At 31.9% G+C, this 22,437-nt stretch carries 22 protein-coding genes; all 22 read left to right on the plus strand.

Annotated features, from left to right (window positions below; all coding sequences use genetic code 11):
* The first annotated feature begins 33 nt into the window (after positions 1–33).
* The 22 genes from IPM14_04080 (at position 34) to IPM14_04185 (ending at position 22,434) form a co-directional block, all read left to right on the plus strand.
* Positions 34–858 carry a glycosyltransferase gene (locus IPM14_04080; protein MBK9097297.1) on the plus strand — a complete coding sequence of 275 codons (825 nt, stop codon included), beginning with the start codon at positions 34–36 and terminating at the stop codon, positions 856–858.
* A 347-nt stretch (positions 859–1,205) separates the two neighbouring features.
* Positions 1,206–2,138 (plus strand): polysaccharide deacetylase family protein, encoded by a 933-nt coding sequence (locus IPM14_04085; GenBank protein MBK9097298.1) that lies wholly within the window; start codon positions 1,206–1,208, stop codon positions 2,136–2,138.
* A 115-nt stretch (positions 2,139–2,253) separates the two neighbouring features.
* Positions 2,254–3,171 carry a glycosyltransferase family 2 protein gene (locus IPM14_04090; GenBank protein MBK9097299.1) on the plus strand — a complete coding sequence of 306 codons (918 nt, stop codon included), beginning with the start codon at positions 2,254–2,256 and terminating at the stop codon, positions 3,169–3,171.
* A 58-nt stretch (positions 3,172–3,229) separates the two neighbouring features.
* Complete coding sequence (locus IPM14_04095; GenBank protein MBK9097300.1) at positions 3,230–4,204, plus strand: SDR family NAD(P)-dependent oxidoreductase; 975 nt, start codon at positions 3,230–3,232, stop codon at positions 4,202–4,204.
* 5 nt (positions 4,205–4,209) lie between these two features.
* The gene (locus tag IPM14_04100) at positions 4,210–5,346 is read left to right on the plus strand and encodes a DegT/DnrJ/EryC1/StrS family aminotransferase (GenBank protein ID MBK9097301.1); all 1,137 of its coding nucleotides are present in this window, start codon (positions 4,210–4,212) and stop codon (positions 5,344–5,346) included.
* On the plus strand, positions 5,339–6,511 hold the full coding sequence (locus IPM14_04105; GenBank protein ID MBK9097302.1) for a LegC family aminotransferase: 1,173 nt from the start codon (positions 5,339–5,341) through the stop codon (positions 6,509–6,511). The genes IPM14_04100 and IPM14_04105 overlap by 8 nt, the downstream gene beginning before the upstream one ends.
* A 536-nt stretch (positions 6,512–7,047) precedes the next feature.
* Entirely contained in the window at positions 7,048–8,058 is a 1,011-nt protein-coding gene (locus IPM14_04110) for a flippase-like domain-containing protein (protein MBK9097303.1), read from the plus strand.
* Positions 8,045–8,914 (plus strand): glycosyltransferase family 2 protein, encoded by an 870-nt coding sequence (locus tag IPM14_04115; GenBank protein MBK9097304.1) that lies wholly within the window; start codon positions 8,045–8,047, stop codon positions 8,912–8,914. The genes IPM14_04110 and IPM14_04115 overlap by 14 nt, the downstream gene beginning before the upstream one ends.
* A complete protein-coding gene (locus IPM14_04120) occupies positions 8,911–10,263 on the plus strand; it encodes a hypothetical protein (GenBank protein ID MBK9097305.1) in 1,353 nt (450 codons plus the stop codon). Before IPM14_04115 ends, IPM14_04120 begins: the two co-directional genes overlap by 4 nt.
* 8 nt (positions 10,264–10,271) lie before the next feature.
* Positions 10,272–10,508 carry a hypothetical protein gene (locus IPM14_04125; protein MBK9097306.1) on the plus strand — a complete coding sequence of 79 codons (237 nt, stop codon included), beginning with the start codon at positions 10,272–10,274 and terminating at the stop codon, positions 10,506–10,508.
* 8 nt (positions 10,509–10,516) lie between these two features.
* Complete coding sequence (locus tag IPM14_04130; GenBank protein MBK9097307.1) at positions 10,517–11,452, plus strand: glycosyltransferase; 936 nt, start codon at positions 10,517–10,519, stop codon at positions 11,450–11,452.
* Positions 11,439–13,136, plus strand: coding sequence for a hypothetical protein (locus tag IPM14_04135; GenBank protein ID MBK9097308.1), 1,698 nt, complete (start codon positions 11,439–11,441; stop codon positions 13,134–13,136). Before IPM14_04130 ends, IPM14_04135 begins: the two co-directional genes overlap by 14 nt.
* A 35-nt stretch (positions 13,137–13,171) precedes the next feature.
* Positions 13,172–14,593 (plus strand): hypothetical protein, encoded by a 1,422-nt coding sequence (locus tag IPM14_04140; protein MBK9097309.1) that lies wholly within the window; start codon positions 13,172–13,174, stop codon positions 14,591–14,593.
* A gap of 291 nt (positions 14,594–14,884) precedes the next feature.
* On the plus strand, positions 14,885–15,958 hold the full coding sequence (locus IPM14_04145; protein MBK9097310.1) for a hypothetical protein: 1,074 nt from the start codon (positions 14,885–14,887) through the stop codon (positions 15,956–15,958).
* Between the two features lie 16 nt (positions 15,959–15,974).
* Positions 15,975–17,045 carry a GNAT family N-acetyltransferase gene (locus tag IPM14_04150; protein MBK9097311.1) on the plus strand — a complete coding sequence of 357 codons (1,071 nt, stop codon included), beginning with the start codon at positions 15,975–15,977 and terminating at the stop codon, positions 17,043–17,045.
* Between the two features lie 322 nt (positions 17,046–17,367).
* Positions 17,368–18,300: a glycosyltransferase family 4 protein gene (locus IPM14_04155; protein ID MBK9097312.1), complete on the plus strand. Its 933-nt coding sequence runs from the start codon at positions 17,368–17,370 to the stop codon at positions 18,298–18,300.
* 1 nt (position 18,301) lies between these two features.
* Entirely contained in the window at positions 18,302–18,913 is a 612-nt protein-coding gene (gene hisH, locus IPM14_04160) for an imidazole glycerol phosphate synthase subunit HisH (protein ID MBK9097313.1), read from the plus strand.
* A gap of 76 nt (positions 18,914–18,989) precedes the next feature.
* Positions 18,990–19,361, plus strand: a complete 372-nt coding sequence (locus IPM14_04165; GenBank protein MBK9097314.1) for a four helix bundle protein — start codon at positions 18,990–18,992, stop codon at positions 19,359–19,361.
* A gap of 75 nt (positions 19,362–19,436) precedes the next feature.
* A complete protein-coding gene (gene hisF / locus IPM14_04170) occupies positions 19,437–20,198 on the plus strand; it encodes an imidazole glycerol phosphate synthase subunit HisF (GenBank protein MBK9097315.1) in 762 nt (253 codons plus the stop codon).
* Positions 20,198–21,376, plus strand: a complete 1,179-nt coding sequence (locus IPM14_04175; protein MBK9097316.1) for an N-acetyl sugar amidotransferase — start codon at positions 20,198–20,200, stop codon at positions 21,374–21,376. Before hisF ends, IPM14_04175 begins: the two co-directional genes overlap by 1 nt.
* Positions 21,360–21,608: a DUF354 domain-containing protein gene (locus tag IPM14_04180; GenBank protein MBK9097317.1), complete on the plus strand. Its 249-nt coding sequence runs from the start codon at positions 21,360–21,362 to the stop codon at positions 21,606–21,608. The genes IPM14_04175 and IPM14_04180 overlap by 17 nt, the downstream gene beginning before the upstream one ends.
* The gene (locus tag IPM14_04185; GenBank protein MBK9097318.1) at positions 21,592–22,434 is read left to right on the plus strand and encodes a DUF354 domain-containing protein; all 843 of its coding nucleotides are present in this window, start codon (positions 21,592–21,594) and stop codon (positions 22,432–22,434) included. Before IPM14_04180 ends, IPM14_04185 begins: the two co-directional genes overlap by 17 nt.
* Positions 22,435–22,437: the final 3 nt, after the last annotated feature.

Here is a 22,437-nt window from a genome sequence, read left to right on the forward strand (position 1 = left end):
TATAACGGAATAATACCACTATATTTTTATCTGATGAATAAGAAACGAGAATTAGGAATTATATTTTGTGAAATGGATAGCTGGTTTAGAGACATCCTTCCCAAAAAAAAGAAATACTGGTACAAAAAATATAGTACTTTCAATTATGCCCTTGAAAACAGTGATTATATTGATTTTCTGAGCCCATTTATACTGGATGGTATAAGGGGTAGGGGTATAAAGGTAAAAGATGAATCAATATCAATTACACCTTGCTCTTTTACAGATTATTCAAAGTGTAAAATCGGTGATAAAAGAATTTTCCAGGTTGCGTTTGCCGGAAGGTTGGAGAAAGATAAAAATCCAGATATATTTCTTGAGGCAGCAATTATATTATCAGAGAAATATCCGGATATAATATTTCATATTATGGGAGAGGGAAGGCTTTCTGCTAATCTCCAATCACAAATTTCCAATCAACAGCTAGAAAATATCATTTTTCATGGATTTCACTCCTCACCAACTGAAATACTGGCAGATACATCGGTTTTCGTCTCAATTCAAACCACAAATAACTATCCTTCTCAAAGTGTACTTGAGGCAATGGGCTGTGGAAATGCAATTATCGCAACAGATGTTGGTGATACGAGGATGTTCATTAATGAAAATAACGGCATTTTAATTGAGCGGTATTTAGGCGAATTAGTAAAAGCAATTGAAACACTTTACTTAGACAAGGATTTGAGAGAACGATTGGGTAGAAATGCCTTTTCTTTTGTACGTGAAAATCATACCATCGAAAAAATGGCTGATTATTATATTAATTTGTTCGAAAAAGCTTCACTTCGAAATATTAATTCAAGGCGAGGATCACATTAATTTTTTGATTGAAATTGTAAGCTTGGTTGGCTAACCAGTTAAATATAATGGTTTATTTTTGATCAGAGTTAGTTCCTTTCAGATAAACAATCAGTTTTCAAAAAAAAATAATATTGTCTTCTAAGAGATAACCGAATAAAACCATTACCCATGACGAGTTAAAAATTATTTCAGAAGTGTTATCAGAGGAAAAGTTGAATTCTGGAAAGGTTTTAATTATACCTAAATAGTGTTTACCTAATTTATTTTCTATTGGGAAAGTATTTTGTATCAAAAAGACTCCATATTTGTTATATGTGAATATTCCGGTAATGATTATTGTCAAGGAAGTTAATGATGGTAGTAGCATGAATAAAATAATAAATTTTCATGATGTCAGAAATATTCTCTGGTTTGAGAAAACCTTAAATATCTTGAAAAGCAGGTTTAGATTAGTTAAAACAAAAGATATCGAAGATTTTTATTATAACAAAAAAACATTAAATAATGCATGTCATGTAACTATTGACGATGGTGATAAAACTTTTTATCATATTATTTATCCTGTATTAAAAAAAATTAATGTACCTGCAACGCTCTTTGTATCAGCTGAAATTTGTTCTAAGCATTCAAATTTTTGGTTTCAGGAGATAAGATCATTTGACTCTGATAGAGTTAAAAAAATTATTTGTGATTTTTATAATCTTGACATAAATATATTAAAAATTTATCCGGTTAATGTGATTTTGAAAAACATGAGTATCGGTCAAATATGGACAATTATAAACAAATATAAATCAATTTATGGAATTACATCCGACGAAAAGTATAATATGTCAATTGATCAGCTTCGGGAAATTGATAAAGAAGGATTAGTCACCATCGGTGCACATACAATGAATCATCCTATTTTAGCAAATGAAAATGAGGATGTCAGTAAAAAGGAAATAATAAGTTCTTTTAAAGAACTTGAAAATGTGCTTCAACACGAAATTAACTATTTTGCCTATCCAAATGGAACAATAATACTAGACTACTCAACAAGAGAAATAGAAATACTTAGAAATATGAATTGCAGATTAGCTTTTTCTATGGAAGCTAAAAATTTTACCGTAAATGACGATCCTTTAGTAATACCGAGATTTGGACTTTCTACAGGTAACCAATTATTTGTGACAACTAAACTTATTTTAGGCAAGTACTGGAACTCAATAAAGTATCTCAAATCAGCCAGCGAAATAGAGTTGCGAATTGATCTTAAGAGGAAAATAGATTTTAATAAACTTAATTTTGAGGCCTAGGTCTTGCAATAATCGAAGCGTACTTATTTTGTTTGAAGTGCTTTCATTTTTTCAATATTTACATAAATGTTTATAAAATTAAACATTTACATTAAAATACATTGACCAATTTTCTATGAGAGTTGGAATAATAATAGTTACTTTTAATAGTCAAAAGGATATTCCTCGCTTATTTGAATCATTAATAATTCAACAGTATAAGAATTTTACTGTTTATGTTGTTGATAATAATTCCAGTGATGGAACTTTAGATTTAATTTCAAACTATTACGGCAAATTGCAAATTTGTGTCATTACTACAAAAGTTAATAATGGATATGCGGGCGGGAATAATATAGGAATTAGAAAGGCAATGGATGATAAGTGTGATTTTGTATTCATTTTAAATCCGGATATGCAGCTTGATAGAATGTGTATCAAAATTTTGATTGAACGAATAGTATCAGACGAAAAAATTGGAGTGATCGGCCCGATAGTGTTGCTTGGTTATGAGGAAGGGAATAGGATACAGAATTATGGAGTTAGGTCTAATTTCAGGACTCAGAAAAAAAATGCTCCTTATGCAAACCGGAAGCTATCTGATGAAATACCAGTTGAAATTTATGTTGATTATGTAATTGGTGGAGCAATGATGATAAGAAGTAGTCTTTTAATGAAAACAGGTCTGTTTGAGGAGGATTATTTTATGTATAACGATGAACTGGATTTAGCATATAGGATTAAAAAAACGGGTTATAAAACACTGTGTATGCGTGACGCTATCATCAGACATTTTCATATTTTTGACAAAAAGAATAAAAGTGGAAATAATTTAATGTACTATTACATTATGCGGAACCGGTATTTATACTTTAGAAAATTTCATTTGTATTTTAACTTTTTATTATCTCTAATATTTGAGATATTCAATTTCCCCTTCACAATACAATGGGCACTAAAAAAGAAGGGTGGGTTATTATTCCTTAAATTTTATTATTCAGGTTTATGGGATGGTATATTAGGGGAGAAAGGAATTGCCAAGAAATCTTTTTAAAGAGTGAATATAAAAGGCAATATTTCCGTAATATAAAATTCAGGAGAAAAGTTTAACGATGAAGAAGATATTAGTAACAGGTGCCGGGGGATTTATTGGTTCCCATCTGGTTGAGAAATTAACTGAGGAAGGCTATGAAGTAAAAGCTTTCGTCCGGTATAATTCAAAAAATAACTGGGGATGGCTGGAATATTCTCCGGTAAAAAATGATATTGAAGTTATAACCGGAGATATTCGTGATTATGATTCTGTTAGTAAAGCTGCAGAGGATTGTCAAGCAATATTTCATCTTGCAGCTCTGATCGGTATCCCATATTCATATGTATCCCCTCTTGCTTATATAAAAACCAATATCGAAGGTACATATAATATTTTGCAGACAGCAAAAGAAAGAAATCTTGAGAATATAATAATAACTTCAACCAGCGAGACTTACGGAACGGCGCAAAGAGTTCCGATTGATGAAGATCATCCCCTGGTCGGGCAATCACCATACTCGGCTTCTAAAATTTCATCTGACCAAATTGCTTTAAGTTACCATAAATCGTTCGGACTTCCTGTTAAAATTGTAAGACCTTTTAATACTTACGGACCAAGACAGTCAGCTCGTGCAGTTATTCCAACTATAATAGCACAATTGTTAAACGGTAAAACTGAACTTCAACTGGGGAACACTAGTCCTACGAGAGACTTGACATTTGTAAAAGATACTGTGAATGGGTTTCTTAAAATATTTAAATGTGAGGATTTAATTGGCAACGTTATAAATATTGGAATGAATGAAGAAATTACTATAAAAAAACTTGCTAAAACAATTGCTGAATTGCTTAATGTAAAAATATCAGTTCAGGAAGATAAGCAGAGAGTAAGACCCGAAAACAGTGAGGTTGAAAGATTGAGATGTGATAATACAAAGGTAATGAAATATACAGGATGGAAACCAGAGTATGATTTAAAGAACGGTTTGATAGAAACTATTAATTGGATTAAAATCAATTTAACAATGTACAAACACCATATATATAATGTTTAGTCAAAATGGATTATAAAATTCCTCTTTTCGATTTGAATTTTGATGAGGCTGAAGAAAAAGCTGTCTTAGATACAATGCGATCTAAATGGATCTCTACCGGTCCGAAAACAGCCGAGTTTGAAAGTAAATTTGCATCAATGCTAAACGTAAAGCAAGCTGTTGCTTTATCAAACTGTACAGTTGCCCTTCACCTTGCAATAAAAGTGCTGGGAATAAAAGATGGTGATGAAGTTATTTGTCCATCGCTTACTTTTGTTGCAACAGTAAATTCATTAAGATATTTAAATGCTAAACCGGTTTTTGCAGATATTAAAAATTATGATGACTTAACTATCGATCCTGAAGAAATAGTAAGAAAAATAACAGATAAGACAAAAGCAATTGTAGTCATGCATTATGGCGGATTTGCATGTGATATGGAAGCTATAGTTGATATAGCAAAAAAATACAATCTTAAAGTTATTGAAGATTCTTGCCACGGTCCCCTATCTGAGTATAACGGGAAAAAACTCGGCACTATTGGAGACGTTGGTTGTTTTAGTTTCTTCTCCAATAAAAACATTAGCACTGGCGAAGGTGGAATGCTTGTTTCCAATAACACCGAACTTTTCGAAAGAGTTAAACTACTTCGTTCACATGGTATGACTTCTTTATCTTATGAAAGGTCAAAAGGACACTCTACAAGCTATGATGTAATTGATCTCGGTTACAATTACCGTATGGATGATATAAGAGCTTCAATTGGTATAGTTCAGCTGGATAAATTAAACAAAGATCTGGATAAAAGGGCTGAGATACGCGCAATGTATATTAAAGAATTAAGCAATAATCAGGAACTGATAATTCCATTTATACAACATAAAAATTTCTCTTCTAATTATATTTTTCCGATCGTTTTGAAAAATTCTACAAGCGAAAAAAGAGATGAAGTAAGAATCAAATTGGCAGAAGCGGGTATTCAAACCAGCGTTCACTATCCGGCGGTACACCGGTTTTCCATTTATCAAAACTATTACGTTGATTTACCAAATACTGATTATGTCTCTGAAAATTTAATAACGCTTCCGATGTATTCAAGTTTAAATCAAGAACAAGTAAAGATAATAACAACTTCGTTAAAAAAAATTCTTGATAATGTTTGAAGATATTCTACAATTTATTAAAAAATTATACCCTGATCAGGATCCTGTTCCTCTTCACGCACCTGTATTTTTTGGCAGGGAAAAAGAATACCTGGCAGATTGTATTGATACCACCTATGTTTCCTATGTAGGAAAATATGTTAACCAGTTTGAGGAATTGACTGCAAAATATACAGGAGCAAAACATGCAGTGGCTGTAGTTAATGGTACAGTTGCACTGCAAATAGCTTTGAAATTGGCTGGCGTAAGTTCTGATGAAGAGGTAATAACACAACCTTTGACATTTGTAGCCACAGCAAACGCCATTTCCCATTGTGGTGCAAAACCTGTTTTTGTAGATGTTGATAAAGATACTTTGGGAATGTCTCCCGAAAAACTAAACGACTGGATCTTAAAAAAAACAAAACACGTTAAAACAACTAGCCTCGGCGAAACGAAGTGGAGACGGGTCAATCAATCAACTGGTCATTCAATCTCTGCAATCGTTCCTGTTCACACATTCGGGCATCCCTGCAGAATAGATGAAATAATTGAAGTAGCAAATAAATATAATATTCCGGTCATTGAAGATGCTGCCGAGTCATTGGGCAGTACATATAAAGAAAAGAGTACTGGAACATTTGGACTTGCAGGGATTCTGAGTTATAACGGAAATAAAACAATTACAACTGGCGGTGGAGGAATGATTATAACGGATGATGAACAGTTTGCCAGCAAAGCACGGCACATAACAACGACTGCAAAAATACCTCACCCATACGAGTTTATTCATGATGAAGTTGCTTATAATTTTCGGATGCCTAATATTAATGCTGCTATCGGAGTTTCACAAATGGAAAATATCGAATTTATTATCAACAATAAGCGCTCAACTGCTTTACTTTATCAGGAGTTTTTTAAGGATAAAGATGTTGATTTTATTTCAGAGAATAAATTTTCAAGGGCAAATTATTGGCTCAACTCAATTTTATTTAAAGATAATGAACTTAGAAACAAATTTTTAGTGAATTCCAACTCAAATAATGTTCAAAGCAGACCTGCATGGAGGTTAATGACAAATTTAAAGATGTATTCTGATTGCGTTAGAGGGGACCTATCAAATGCTTTCGAATTGGAATCGAGATTGGTCAATCTTCCAAGTAGCTTAAGAATTTCTAATCATTGAATGTTCGTAAAAGAAAATTTTTTGTTAATAACTTACCATCCTATTGGAATCATGGAGTCTACAACAATTCTCTACTGAAACTATCAGATTTCAGCACAACTTTCTAAGATAGCTGGTTATTTCATTAAATGATTACTAAATATTTTTGATTTTGGCATAATTTGCTGTCTTTAGAATGATTAGTTTATTTAAGAGAGCTTTCTCATAGAAAAAGAAATTTGATGAATGAGGATTGTTTACATTTCATAGAAATTTCACAATAAGCAGGATATAAAGTGCCCGTGTGTCAATAAATGAATTACGTTTCATTTCTATACATAATTATAATATTTAATATATTCCATTTGATTAAATATTGGTTATTTTATTCGTTTTCAAAATTAAATTGGCCTGCTAATTGCCATAGATTGATTTCCTGATTTCAGAGGTTTCAATATAAATTTCACCTGCGCGCAAGGTTTATGATAATTAAATACATCGAAGAATATATCCGGATTTTTATGCTGATATATTCTATTTCTTTGAAAGTAAAATAATTGAAAAAATTCTTTAATAAGTATAAATATTATTTAGGGGCAATTGTTTCTTTTGCTCTGCTCTATCTTGCAGTAAAAGATATTGACCTGGATAAATTTTTATATTATTTCAGTTTCGAAAATATTGACATACTTTTCTACGTTTTATTCGTCAATTTAATTTTAAGGATAATTATCTCACTCCGGTGGAACAAACTGGTCGATATCATACCTGGGAATAACTTTCTGACCACTTTTAATTTTACTAACATAGGTTATTTTGCAAATAATTTTCTTCCTGCCCGTCTTGGTGATATTATTAAATCTTACCTTCTTGCGAAAAAGAGAGATTACAGCAAAACACAGGTATTAACATCTGCAATAATAGAAAGAATATTTGATCTCATAGGCTTATCATTTTTATTTGCTATAGCGGTTTTAAGATATGATATACCCGAAAATATTTTAAGAGGAGGATATATATTCATAAGTGTCTTAATTATTCTGACGGCAACACTTTTACTGATGCTTAAAAAGAGTGAATATCTTGATTCGAAGTTAGAAAACTTAAATAAATTCAAAGTGATAAATACGATTAGGCAAAAAATCCGATCGGTTTTCTTTTATATAAGAAATTATCTGAATGTAAAGGATCTTGCGTATTTAACCATAACGACTTCTTTAATCTGGTTTTTATATGTTTTTGCGGGATTCATTATTATTGAAAGATTGAACGGTGCGCTTAGCTGGGATGCCTCGATGCTGAGTCTTATTTTTCTGGGAGTTTCATTTATTTTGCCCTCAACACCCGGAAACGTCGGAGTGCACCAGTTCGCTTGTGTTCTTGCTTTCGGAATTCTTGGTATGGATAAAACCCAGGCAGTTGCATTTTCTTTTTACTACCAGATACCGGTGATTGTTATTAGTGTTATATTAGGATTTTTTTCTATATACTATGAAGGTTTCTCCTTAAAAGGTATCAGCCGTGTTACAGAGGAAGCAAAATCAGCAGGATTGAATGAAGCTGGTTGATATTTTAGTTGCAGTAAGGAATGAAGAAAAAAGTATTCCTGAATTCATTTCTAAAATGAAAGAACATAAACCGGAAAATGTTAAAATCAATATCATCTTTTTAGAGGATGGAAGTACTGATGGTACAGTAGCACTCCTGCGGAAACTATCAGAAAATGATGAGAATGTGAACTACATCTCTTTTGAAAATAAATTTGGGCAGTACGCAGCACTCACTTATGGACTGACTATTTCCAAAGCAGATGCGGTTATAACAATGGATGTCGACGGAGGTCATCCGGTTGAAATAGCAATGAAGATGATTAGATCCTACTTTGAAGGCAATAAATTGGTGCAGGGGCATCGGATTGTCTATAAACGCAGGAAATTTTACAGAACTATTATGAGCTATTCATACAATCTTTTTTACTTCCTGATCGTTGGTGCAAATTTCTTTAAACAAAACGTAATGTTCCGTTTAATAGACAGATCAACAAAGGAAAAGTTTCTGCTGCACAAAAACTGGTGGCATATATTTAGAACAAATTTTAGAAAAAATGAGGGTATTAAAACCAGCTATATCCAATACGAAGCTCCTGAGAGGGAACTGGGTGAAAGTAAATATGGTTTTTTCAGATTACTTAAACTTTCTTACAAATCTTTTTTTGCACTGTTGTCGTTTAAGCGATTAATGGTTATAAACTTAATTCTGATTTGTTTGGTTTATTTATTTGCCAGTTATGTTTCCATAGTTTTCTCAATTTTCATTGCTTTACTTTTTCTTATAGTTAATATAAGTTTTTATCTGATAATGAATAATTATCCTTTAACAAAATTAAAAATTATTGAAACATCCCTGCCGGAGCTTAAACAGTGAAAAAGACACGACTTTTCTGGCTTTTAATTTTTTCATTATTGGTAATCAGGATTTTTTACTTTTTCGCACAGCCGGACTTAAGTTCTGATCACTTACTCCAAATGGCCATGGCTCAGAATTTTATGGGAGGAGAAGGATTTTCTCTTAAGTATTTGAATAGTGTGAACGAGATATATTATACTACAAATATTCAATCACCGCCAGTATATCCTTTTTTTCTCGCATTAGTGACCTTTATTACCTCAAATACCCTGTTTTCAAGCTTTATCATACAAGTTGCAGCATTGATATTATTAATATTTATCTGGAAGAAAATTTTTAATCTGTTTAAAAATTTTATTTTGGAGGAAGCTTACTTTTATTTCATTGCACTCCTGATTATTTCTGCATCAATTATAAACAATATCAATACTATTCTCGTCTTTACCTTACTGCTGTTATCTGCTTCCATATATTTTACTTTTGCATATTTATTAAGTAATGATTCAAAAAAATCAATTCTTTTCTTGGCTTCTTTCTTTGCCTCTTTACTATTCTGGACTCATTACAGCTATTTCCTGGTAGCATTTTTCCCTGCCATTACACTATTTATTATTTACTATTTAAAGAAAGAAAAAGGTTCTTTACTTTCGGGAATATACTCATTCGTAATCAGTTTGTTCATCACATCGGGTGTTTTAATATATAATTACATTAATACCGGTTATATTAATTATATGGACAACCCTCATATCTGGGAAGCAGGATTCTTTCCCGAACATCTGCTACTAACAGATCCATTTTTCCTGAATGCATTTTTCAAGACTTCTTATTTTTTTGATTATTTGTTTGCGAATAATTCTGTAACTCTCTTCACTATAGTTTTTCATTCAGGTTCATTGATAATATTATTCTTTATTATCATTTTGTTCCTGAAGCTACGAACGCACGATCAAAGGACATTCAATGAGAATTTATGGTTGTTCATACCATTCATTGTTATATCAGCATTAACAATTTCTTTTTTACTTTATTTTACACTTCATTACCACGAAATACCACGACCCGGATGGACACACATTGGTGATCCGCGTTATCTGAGCTCAGTCTATTTATCTGTCTTAGTTATTATTATTCTGCTTTTGTTCGTTAAAACAGAATATCTCAATAAAATATTCTGGAGATTTATTAGAATTGCTTTGCTAACTCTGATAATAGTAAGCGCATTAATTCATATTTACATAGCGTATAAAGAATGGGGTATTTACAGCTATGAAAAAATGCTTACAATATGCCTACCCAGGAACTTCAATCACTTTTTACAAATATCAAGTTTGAACAATCCAAGGGAAATGTACCTGTATTCATAGATAATGAATTGACTGTCAGATCATTCAGGATTAGCCAGTTTGCAGGTGCTGCTGTAATAAGCTCTAGGGAAGTACTAAACATTGAAAAGTTCCCTTCGCATATGATATTCTTTTTCATTATGCCTTCTAAAGAACAACTCAATGCTGAAGATCAGAAGATTCTTAAGTGGGGTGAAAAGTTTAATCTTGAGAATATTGGCATAGTATATACAAATACAAAATTATATAAAGTTAATAAACTCTGATCTGAATTATGAACATAGCAATTATTCTTCCTGCGTATAACGAAGAGTTAACTATTGAAAAAGTAATACTCGATTTTCATCAGTTTTCGCAAAATGCTTCAATCTATGTAATTGATAATAATTCATCTGATAGAACAAATGAGATTGCCAAAAAGGTTATAAAGGAGAATATGATTAAAGGTGAAGTCATTTTTGTAAGAAGACAGGGGAAGGCGAGTGCTATGAGAGCAGCATTCGGGAAAATTAATGCTGACATCTATGTAATGGCTGATGCCGATTTATCTCACAGAGCAGAAGACTTATTGAAATTATTACCTCCAGTATTATCAGGTGAATATGAGCTTGCTGTAGGAAACAGGTTTACAGAAGAGGGATATGAGAAAGAGAACAAACGACGTTTTCACAATTTTGGGAACAACCTGGTTAGAAAGTTAATAAATTTATTATTCAATGCAGAAGTTAAAGATGTAATGAGCGGATACCGGGTGCTCTCCAAAAATTTTGTTAAAAATTATCCCATTATGTGTGAAGGATTTGAAATTGAAACTGAGATGACTTTGCACTGCCTTGATAAAAAGTTTAATTTTATTGAAGTACCAATAAACTTCAAGGATAGAATTGAAGGGAGTATTTCAAAGCTTAATACCTTTTCTGATGGCGTAAAGGTATTCATAACAATATTTAATATATTCAAAGATTACAGACCATTATTATTCTTTTCTATGTTATCAATAATCTTTTTCCTTGCTGGCTTGGGATTTGGTTTAGAACCAATAAAGGATTTTATAAAATATAAATATGTTTATAAAGTCCCTCTTGCAATACTGGCTACAGGGCTAATGATTTTTTCTTTGTTATTTTTTGCAATCGGGGTAATTCTGGATACAATTGTGCGGTATGAAAAATTCAACTTTGAATTGAGGAAGAATAATGGGAGGGAATAAAAATCATTCATCATTTATTGTTTATCTTTTCACACTGATACTGACTACAGCAAGTGCTCTGCTGTATTATTTTATGTATAGACTACCTTTACTGGGAATTGACGATGCAAATATTTATTTCAAGTATATGCGTAATGTAGCTGATGGTCTTGGCTTTATCTATAATCCAGGTGGTGAAAGAGTTGAAGGATTCACATCAGTTTTATACACTTTAATAGGGAGTACAATCTTTCTTTTTACAGATAAAATTGAATTATCTCTTTTTATCATCAATATCATCGCTGTATCATACACTATATACAAAGTTTCATTGTTTATTTATAATTTGAATTTTAAGAAGTACAATCTTTATGGTATTATTTTTACACTAACTACACTTTTGCTAGTAATGCCAGGTTATTTCTTCTGGACTACTTTATCTCTTCTGGAGTCAGGTATCTGGTCGATGCTTATATGCTTAACAACCCTTGCAGTATTTGATGAGAACACATTAATAAATCGTATGAAATTTATATTATTAATCACATTATTGATTGTTACCAGACCCGAGGCATATTTCTGGGCATTTTACTTGATATTTTTAAAAGGACTGTTCAATTATATATATCATAAATACTCTCTGAACAAAGTATTTAAAGAGAACCGGTTATTTTTATTCACTTTTATTTTGGTGCTTGCATCACTGTTAATCTGGAGATATAATTATTTCGGGTATCTTCTACCAAACACGTATTATGTAAAAGTCTATGGTAGTTTCTGGTACAATTTCAAGCTTGGTATTGAAGATTTATTTTCATTTCTAATTTATACCAACCCCATTTTAATGTTAACTTTAATTACAATTGCTTCCATAGCAAAAATAAAATTTAGAAATATTTCCTACGAGGAAATTGTCCAGTTAATTCTATCATTGATCATATTGGTCGCTTTTGCTATTCCAGTAGTGCTTGGTGGCGATTATTTTAAATGGAACAGATTTCAAATCGTTTTTTTACCTGTAATATACGTACCTTTATTTAATTTATCTTTTATTGATAAATACATTTTAAATTTGGTTTCACTTAAAGAAATTATCAAAGCTAAAAAATATCTAATTTATTCTTTACTATTCTGTTACATTATTTTACTCCCTAGAGAAAGTCTTGATCAGCTTTTAAGAGGTCAAAATTTGAAAAATAGTGAGTATATCAGAATCTCGGAAGAAGGGCAGCGTCTTGCAATCTTATTCAATGATTTTTTTGCTGATTCAGAACTACCTTATATAAGTGTAACTGCAGCTGGAATGGCCTATAAATATAAAGGTAAGACACTTGATTTACTGGGATTGAACAGCACAAAGATGGCCCATTCTGAACATCAAATAAGAGGATTCAAGAATCATGAGGGATTTAATAAAAATGTATTTTTTGATGAACGACCGGATTTTATCTATGAGGGTTTCCCTGCGAAAATAGTCAAGGATACAAATGAAATTGTGGTTGATATTAATAATGACATATTCAAATCAAGATTTATAAATAAAGCACTTGACGAAATTTGGTTTGACAAACAATTTCAGGAAATATATAAGCCAGTTATAATTTCTAAGAAAGGAAAAGATAAGAAAATCTTTACTTGGGCTGGTGTACATTATTTACAAAAATTAGACATTGAAAAATATTATATAAAATACATACACTATTGAGATAATATAAACCCAAATATTATTAATCTTAAATTATGATAAAAAATAAAACGTCACTAACAATTTTTTTTACACTAGTAACACTATACATTTTTTTTGGCTATGGTGTAACCGTATCAAATGATTCAGTTACAAATATCGACCAGATAACTTCATTAGATCTATGGAGCCGTAGCTCTCATTTTGGTTTTCATCTATTCGGGATAATATTTTATCTGATTTTTTCCAAAGTTATTGGCTTAAGCGCAGTTGTATCGGTTGAAATAATGCTGGCAGTTTTCAGCGCTGCAGGATCTGCGGCATTATATATGATCACATTAAAAAAATACAATGATGTAAAACTGGCGGTAATTACTGTAATAATTTATTCTTTAACGAGCAGCATATTCAGATTCTCGTGCCAGGTTGAATACCTTATCTTAGTACCTTCTTTAGGGCTTATAAGTATGTACTTTTACTCCCGGAATCAAAACTTGATTGCGGGAATCTGGTTTGCCCTGGGACTTCTTACATCCGTATTATTAGTTCTTATTATACCAATATTTTTACTATTCACATCGTTTAAAGAATTATTAAAAAAGCATAATATAACTTTTGCTTTGAGCACAATTGTTCTGTTTCTCTTAGTAAATATCTTTACATATAGTGAAACTGTAAGCGGTAATTGGTCATACGGAGGTGAATTGAGTGCTTATAAGGAAATTTTTGGTCAGATCAATTTTCTTCGTCCCGTCGCAATATTAATTTACGGTTATCTCAGATCTTTTAACATTATTATTCTGCTTCTGCCTTTTACTTTTTATTTTTTATTAAAAAGTAACCGTGAACTTTTTTATCTCTCACTAATAACTCTTTTTATCCATTTGCCATTTGCCATTCCCGAAGCACGCTATGGCGGATACCAGGTGACTGCCTATCCGGTTATTTCAATTGCTTCGGCATATTTCCTGATGAATACTTTAAGATCGCCCAAATGGATTATTGCAATTCTTTTAATCTTTTCTTCTTTAAATTTTTATATAGTCCTGACTGAAAGAACGTTTTACAGAGATTTAAAAGAAACTTACGTCAAACTCAATAATGATCTTGAAGATAATTCAGTTCTTATTGTTTACCAGGCAGTCAAACCTATCAGGAATATTTATGCAGCTAATCTCCAGATTTTTAATTTGCTCTCAGACTATCAAGCTATGCTGGCAGAAAAACGTTATTCTAATTTTATGCCAACTGATTTAAATAAAATATTTATTGAGAATGATACTGTTTATCTGTTAGAGTCCGGTGTAGTTATGCCCGATGATAATTTAAAACTGCTGTTTAAAGGATTTACAAAAAATCAGGGCGCAAAAGTTAAAGGTTTTGCTCTCGAAAAAATTTTAGCGATCAATCCGACTTTGGACGTGGAAAAGCTTGAAGGTTATCCGCTTGATGTATATAAGCTGACTAGTTTAAGATGAACCTAGCTTCACTTATGAGTATATGAATTACACATTGAAGAATAGAAAAGCATCTTATATTATTTTTAATGAAAGGCTATGGAAGGCTTAGTTACTCTCGGTAAAATTAATATATTGTAGCAGTATAATTTCGCATTGAAAGAATTTAAGATAGTTACTAAAACTATAGTTATTGTTAATTGTTGGTACTAGTTGTATTACAGTTTAAATCAAATTGATAAAGTAATCTGAATGGAATTAGTTTACATTAGCTCAGGTATCGGATCAGTGTTTCCTTCGCAGGTGATCGAATTGCTCAATTTTTATAATAGTTTGAATTTATTTAAAAAAATTACCCTGCTTTGTGGTGTACGGAATGAATCAGAAAAAAAGAAAGCAGAAGCATTGCTCTCTTCATCAAATTTCGAAGTGATTTATTATCGAGCTTTTCCGAATTATCCTTTTTTTAATAGCATTGCAGTAGAGTACCTCTCAAAAGCTATCGCAAAAGTTACAGTTGATAAATCTACAATTTTTCATGTTAGAGGGAGTTCGGCATCATACTTAGTTTACAAAAGTGTACAGAAAAATTTATCTTTTAAACCAAAAGTATTGTTAGATATAAGAGGTGCATCTAAAGAAGAAACAGTTGATTTTCTGGAAATAAATTGGCTTCTAAAGAAAATGAAAGTTATCAATTTTTTAAAAGCATATTCGACTATAAAAAATTATACAATGGTTTCAGTAATTTCTAATGCACTGCAGGATTATGTTCTAAAACATGTCAATCAGATTGAAGATAAAATATTCGTAAACCCTTGCCTAGCAGGCAGACTGTTTTCTTTTCAAGTTAAGCAGCGAGAAAAAATTAGAAGTGTTCTAAAAATAAAAAATAATGAAAAATTGCTCGTATTTAGTACAGGGGGAGAATCACTATGGCAGAATAATCAAGAACTGCTCAAGATAGCAAATAAAGATTTCAAAATATTAAATTTATCAAAAGTGAAATTTGATCACCCCAATATCATTACAAAATATGTAAAATATGAGGAAGTCCCTGGATATATGTCTGCTGCTGATATAGCTGTTATTTTTCGAGAAAATAATATTGTGAATAAAGTTGCTTCACCTGTAAAATTCAGTGAATACGTTTGCGCTGGATTACCTGTAATTTCTAATAGAAATGTTGAAGTAATTAAACACTATATTGAAATGACAGACTATGGTTCACTAGTAAATTCTGTGGATGATATTTCTACCGAAATCTTGAATAAATTGTCTTCCATTTCACGAAATGAAATTAGTGAATATGGACGAATGCATTTTGGAATTGAATCCGTTGCTGGGAAATATTTAAATGCATATAAAAAAATGTTTGAAAAATGATAAATTTTAATCTAAAATGACAGATAAGGTTACAAGCGAAATTATAGTAAAAGAGTATTCACCTGAATATAAGGATTCCGTTATTACTCTGTTGAGCTATCTATTGGAAGGTTTGAACGAAACAGAAAGAATGAAGCTCTTTGAATGGAGATACGAGAGAAATCCATACCAGAATAAACCATTAATATTACTTGCGTTTTCAGAAAATCTTCTGGTCGGATTCAGAGCATATTTAGTTCAATATTTTTGTATTTCTGGAAAACAGCTTACTGTTATCAGCCCCGCAGATACCATTATTCATCCTGATTATAGAAGACGTGGTCTCATATCAATGCTAAATAAAAAAAGCTTGGATTTGATTTATTCAGAGTATCCAGAGGAAAGTGTTCTCTTAAACTCAACAACAAGTAAACATGCAATGCCGACATATTTAAAATTTGACTGGTATCCTTGTTCTGGGAAAAACAAAGTTTATGGATTTCGTTTATCGATTTTCAATATGCTGAAGGCGTTGCTTCACGCAAAAAGTAAAAATAAAATTAATCGACTCTCGTTTTCTAAATCAGATTATAAATTTGAAGTCAGTAATCAAATAGATACAGGGAGAATAATTGAATTTATTCAAAAGCATAGAGATACAACGAAATTTACAAACTTAAGAGATGAAGCATTCTTTAAATGGAGGTATTCTTATGAGTCTGACAAATATATTTGTTGTATTTGCCATAAAGATGGGAGAATGGTTGGCTATACAATTATTAAAAGAATGACGAATCAAGAATTCTCAATTGAAGAATATTTGTCAGTTGATTTAAGGACTTTAAAAATCATGTTTAGTTCTTTCCAAAAAAAAATAAATATTCCAATTCTGAGGACAATTATTTATTCTGATCATGATAAGCGAACTTTTAATTCTTGTGGTTTTTTTGTTGAATCAAAAATGTATGTTAAAATTTTTAAGAAACAAAGATTTCCTGTCCTAATACGTCCTACAAATCCCAAATTATCAGAAAGTCATTTTTTCATTTATGGGAAGGACATAAGAAATATTGAGAATTGGCAGCTGTTTCAATCCGATAGACATTAGATTCATTACACATACCTAAATTGATAATTCAAAATGAAGATAAACACAAACTTGATTTCACTATGGTAGATTTAATCATTACTGAACCAGAGCAGAATGGTGCGAAATCAAGAGCAATTATTAAAACGATTTAATAGTGGAGATTGTTACTTATGGCAAAGAAATTATGCAAATTTTAAAAGTCTTGAAGCAGAATAAACGCTACAAAGAACACAAAATATTATATAGTTAAATATGATATCTGGTAAGATGAGAACTAGACCTGTGTTGATACTTTATATATATATTATTCAAAAATGAAAAATACTAAATGTAGAATATTATGAAAGTATTAATAGTTGTTAGTGGTAATATTGAGGAATTCAATATGCAGCTTCATCATGCATTTGTTCATGAACAAATCGCATCCATTAAGGAAAATTTTAATCTTGAATTTGACATTTATCAAATAAAGGGTAAGGGGATCACGGGTTATTTAAAAAATCTATCTTCATTAAAAAAGCATATTGGTAGTTGTAAACCTGATATTGTTCATGCTCATTTTGGCTTATCAGGACTATTGGCCGTTATGCAACGAAAAGTTCCCGTAATTATTACATTCCATGGAAGTGATATTAATTTGGATAGTATAAGACCTCTTTCAGTAATTGCATCAAAACTTTCTAAGCACAATATTTTTGTGTCGGATAAAATATTAAAGAAAGTTAAAATTAATGGTAAAAGCAGTGTCATCCCTTGCGGAATAGATCTGGATGTTTTTTATTCGATAGATATAAAAAAAGCCAGAGAAAAGCTAAATATGAACCCTGATAAAAAATATATTCTTTTTAGCTCACATTTCAACAGAGTAGAAAAGAATTCTTCACTTGCTTTTGATGCAGTAAATAAATTGAAATTAAATTGTGAATTGCTTGAATTAAAAAACAGAAGCCGTGAAGAAGTGAACCTGCTGCTTAATGCATGCGATCTATTACTTCTTACCTCATTTACTGAAGGTTCTCCGCAGGTAATAAAGGAAGCTATGGCATGCAACTGTCCTATTGTTGCAACAGATGTCGGAGATATTCGCGAAGTTGTAGACGGAACTGAAGGCTGCTACATTACTTCATTTGATTCTAATGATGTAACTGAAAAGATCAAGTTAGCCTTGCAATTTAAAGGGCGAACAAATGGCAGAGAGAAAATCGGCCATTTTGATAATAAAGTAATTGCTACAAAAGTATATAGTGTATATAAACAAATAGCCAAAGAATAATATGATTACAATAATTGATTACGGTATGGGAAACCTGCGTTCAGTACAGAAAGCATTCGAAAGAATTCGTGTGACTGCTAAGATTAGTTCTGATGTTAGTGAAATTCTGAATGCTGAGAAACTGGTTTTACCGGGGGTTGGGCATTTTGCTCAAGGTATAAGTAACTTGAAAAAGAAGGGACTTTTCAACACATTAAATGAGGCTGTGATTGAAAAGAAAAAACCAATACTTGGTATTTGCCTAGGCATGCAGCTTATGACAGAATATAGCGAAGAAGGAAACTGTGAAGGGTTCGGATGGGTCAACGCGAATACAAAGCGATTTACTTTTCATGCAAACGGCCTAAAAATTCCCCACATGGGTTGGAACAATCTGTCAATAAAGAATTCTGATTCGATCTTTAAGGGAATATCTGCGGAAAACTTTTTCTACTTTGTTCATTCATATTTTATATCTTGTAAGAATGAATCAGATATATTAACTGAAACAGTATACGGAAATGATTTTGTATCATCTTTTCAAAAAGAAAATATTTTCGGATGTCAGTTTCACCCTGAGAAAAGTCATGATAAGGGATTGCAGGTTCTGAAGAATTTTGCGGAGATTTGTTGAGAGGGAGAGACGAGGAGAAAGAGAGATGGAGGGATTTAGTGAAAGAAAGTATTGGAGAAAGTAACAGAGGTAATTAATGAAAATAAGATCACATACGGATTTGGATGTTTATAATATGGCATTCGAAGCAGCAATGGAAATATTTCATCTTACAAGAAATTTTCCGAAGGAGGAAAAATATTCTTTAACAGATCAGATAAGAAGATCATCCAGATCTGTTTGTTCTAATCTAGCCGAAGCATTCAGAAAGAGGAAATATCCAAAGTCATTTATTTCAAAATTATCAGATTCAGAGGCTGAGGCAGCGGAAACACAAGTATGGATGGATTTCTCTTTCAAATGTGGTTACATAGACAAGGAATCTTGCGATAAATTATACGAATATTATAATAATATCATTGGCAAATTAGTAAATATGTCACTACAACCTGAAAAATGGGTGTACTAAATCACTTAGTCTCTGTGTCCCTAAGTCATTTAAACAAGATAACTAAAAAAATAAAGTAAATAAAATCAACTAAGAATGTTTCTTCCAAGGATTATACCGGTTCTATTATTAAAAGGAAAGGGTCTTGTTAAGACTGTAAAGTTTAAAGATCCTAAATATATCGGTGATCCTATTAATGCCGTAAAAATTTTCAATGATCTGAAAACCGACGAACTTGTCTTTCTTGATATAACTGCATCAAAGGAAGGAAGGACTGTTTCTGTTGATCTTGTTAAAGATATTGGCGATGAAGCTTTTATGCCTTTTGGGGTCGGCGGAGGAATAAATAATATTAAACAGATCGAGCAATTATTAAAAGCCGGTGCTGAAAAGGTGATCATAAACACAAATGCAATAATTAATCCAGGAATGATTGAAGAAGCTTCTAAAGTTTTTGGTAGTCAGAGTATCGTGGTAGCTCTCGATGTTAAAAAAACTTTATTCGGTAAATATGAATGCTGGATAAAAGATGGAAGTGAAAATACAAAAGCTAATCCTGTTGACATGGCAAAGAAAGCTGAAAACCTTGGTGCGGGAGAACTCATAATTAACTCAATTGATCTTGACGGTATGATGACAGGCTACAATATTGATCTCATTAAAACTATAGCTGAGATAGTTTCTATACCTGTTGTCGCTTGTGGTGGAGCTGGAAACCTGGAGCATCTTAAACAATGTTATTTTGATGGCAAAGCCCATGCACTTGCTGCTGGAAGTATGTTTGTATTTCACGGTCCACGCCGTGCGGTACTTATTAACTATCCGTCTAAAAGTGAGCTGAAGCAGTTATTTAATTAATGAATAATAATCAGAAAGAATACAGAATTTGTACACGTGGGATCTGGGATACTTCGGTTCCTGGTATAACATTTGACGAAAATGGTGTTTCTAATTACGCTAAAATGCTGGACAAATTAATTGAATTGAATCCTGAAGGTGATGTAGGACAAAGATACTGGGATAATATCGTGGATAATATGAAGGAGAATGGTAAAGGTAAAAGGTATGATTGTATCATTGGAGTGAGTGGCGGAACAGATAGCTCTTATTTAATGTACATTGCAAAAAAAGAGTATGGTTTGCGACCTCTGGCAGTAAACCTTGATAATGGCTGGAGTTCCGAAATTGCGGTTCAGAACATTAAAAAAGTAACCAGGGCATTGGATATTGATCTTGAAACATACGTTATAGATTATGAAGAAGTAAAAGCTGTTCTACGTGCTTACATTAAATCCTGTTTACCCTGGATTGACGGACCTACTGATAATGCAATAAAAGCGGTGCTATTTAAGATCGCAAACAGAGAAGGAATAAAATATGTTCTTAATGGAAGTGATTTCCGCTCTGAGGGCAAGCAGCCAAGTGAATGGACATATACAGACACTAAACAAATGCTGTATATAATAAAAAAGTATGAAGGGATTAAATTAAAAACATATCCATATCAGTCTTTAGTTGATATGATTAATTCAACCCTGGTAAAAAAAATAAAAGATTATCGTCCTTTTAATCATATCGAATATGAAAAAAAACCTGCCCGGGATTTTTTAATGAGTCAATATGGCTGGGAATATTATGGCGGACATCATCACGAAAATATTTTTACAAAATTTGCAATAGCTTATTGGATGCCAAAAAAATTCGGTATAGATAAAAGAATTATTACTCTTTCAGCACAGGTAATAACTGGTCAATTAACCAGAGAGCAGGCTCTTGAAAGAATGAAGTATCCTCCATATGATGAAGACGAAATGGAACGAGATAAAGAGTTTGTTTTAAAAAAACTTGATTTGTCAAATGGAGAATTCGACCGTATCTGGAATCAGAAAAATAAATATTACTGGAATTATCCTTCTTATATGCCGCTCTTTGAAAAGTATTTTAAGCTATCGATGACCTTTCTCAGAAAATTTTTCCCTACACCTCCCACTATTTTAATTGAAAGAGAGATCAGGAAAAATGAAAATTTTTATTGACATAGGTCATCCCGCACACGTTCACTATTTCAGGAATTTTATAAAAATAATGGAATCAAAAGGACACGAGATTTTAGTTAGTGCCCGGGATAAGGAAGTAACTCATGATCTCTTAAATGCGTACAATATTAAATTTGTGACAAGAGGTTCTGGACGATCAAGTTTGTTTGGAAAGCTGATTTATATTTTAGAAGCTGACTTTAAACTTTTTAAATATGGCAAGAAAATTTAAACCGGATATATTCCTTAGCTTCGGTTCGGCATATGCAGCACATGTTTCAAAATTAATAAGAGCTCCACACATCGTGTTTGATGATACCGAGCATGCCAAGTATGAGCATATGATGTATGTGCCATTTTCAGATTGTATAATTACACCCTCTTCATTTAGGAAAAATTTTGGTGTGAAGCATGTCACCTTTAATGGAAGTATGGATATGGCATACCTGCATCCCGAATATTTTAAAGATAACATCAAATGCCTGGATGATCAAAAGCTAAAACCAAAATCATATTTTCTATTAAGATTTGTAAATTGGGATGCCTCGCATGACAGAGGACATACAGGTTTTTCACAGCAAGGTAAAAGTAAACTTATCGAAATGCTAAATGACTACGGTACGGTAGTAATTTCTTCTGAAAATGAACTTCCGGAAGAATTTAAGCGATATATTTATAAGGGTGATCCAAAAGATATTCATACATTGCTTCGTCATGCATCTTTATTAATCGGAGAAAGCGGATCAATGGCTACTGAAACTGCAATTCTAGGAACTCCGTCAATCGTTATTAATTCAAGTGTAAAACATTTAGGGGTTTTTGAACACATCAGTAAGTTTGGAAATCTGTTCTATTTTGACGAAGAAAACAGTGCAATCCAAAAAGTTCAAGAGCTCTTAGAAAGTAATGATTTGAACATAACTTCATTACATAATGCGGAAGAATACATTAAAAAAAGTATTAATCTCACTAATTTTATGGTTTGGTTTATAGAAAACTATCCTGATAGTTTCGTCAGTATGAAAAAAAATCCGGATAATCAGAATAACTTTAAATAATGT

This window comes from bacterium (assembly GCA_016716565.1).
Classification (GTDB): Bacteria; Bacteroidota; Ignavibacteria; order Ignavibacteriales; family Ignavibacteriaceae; genus IGN2.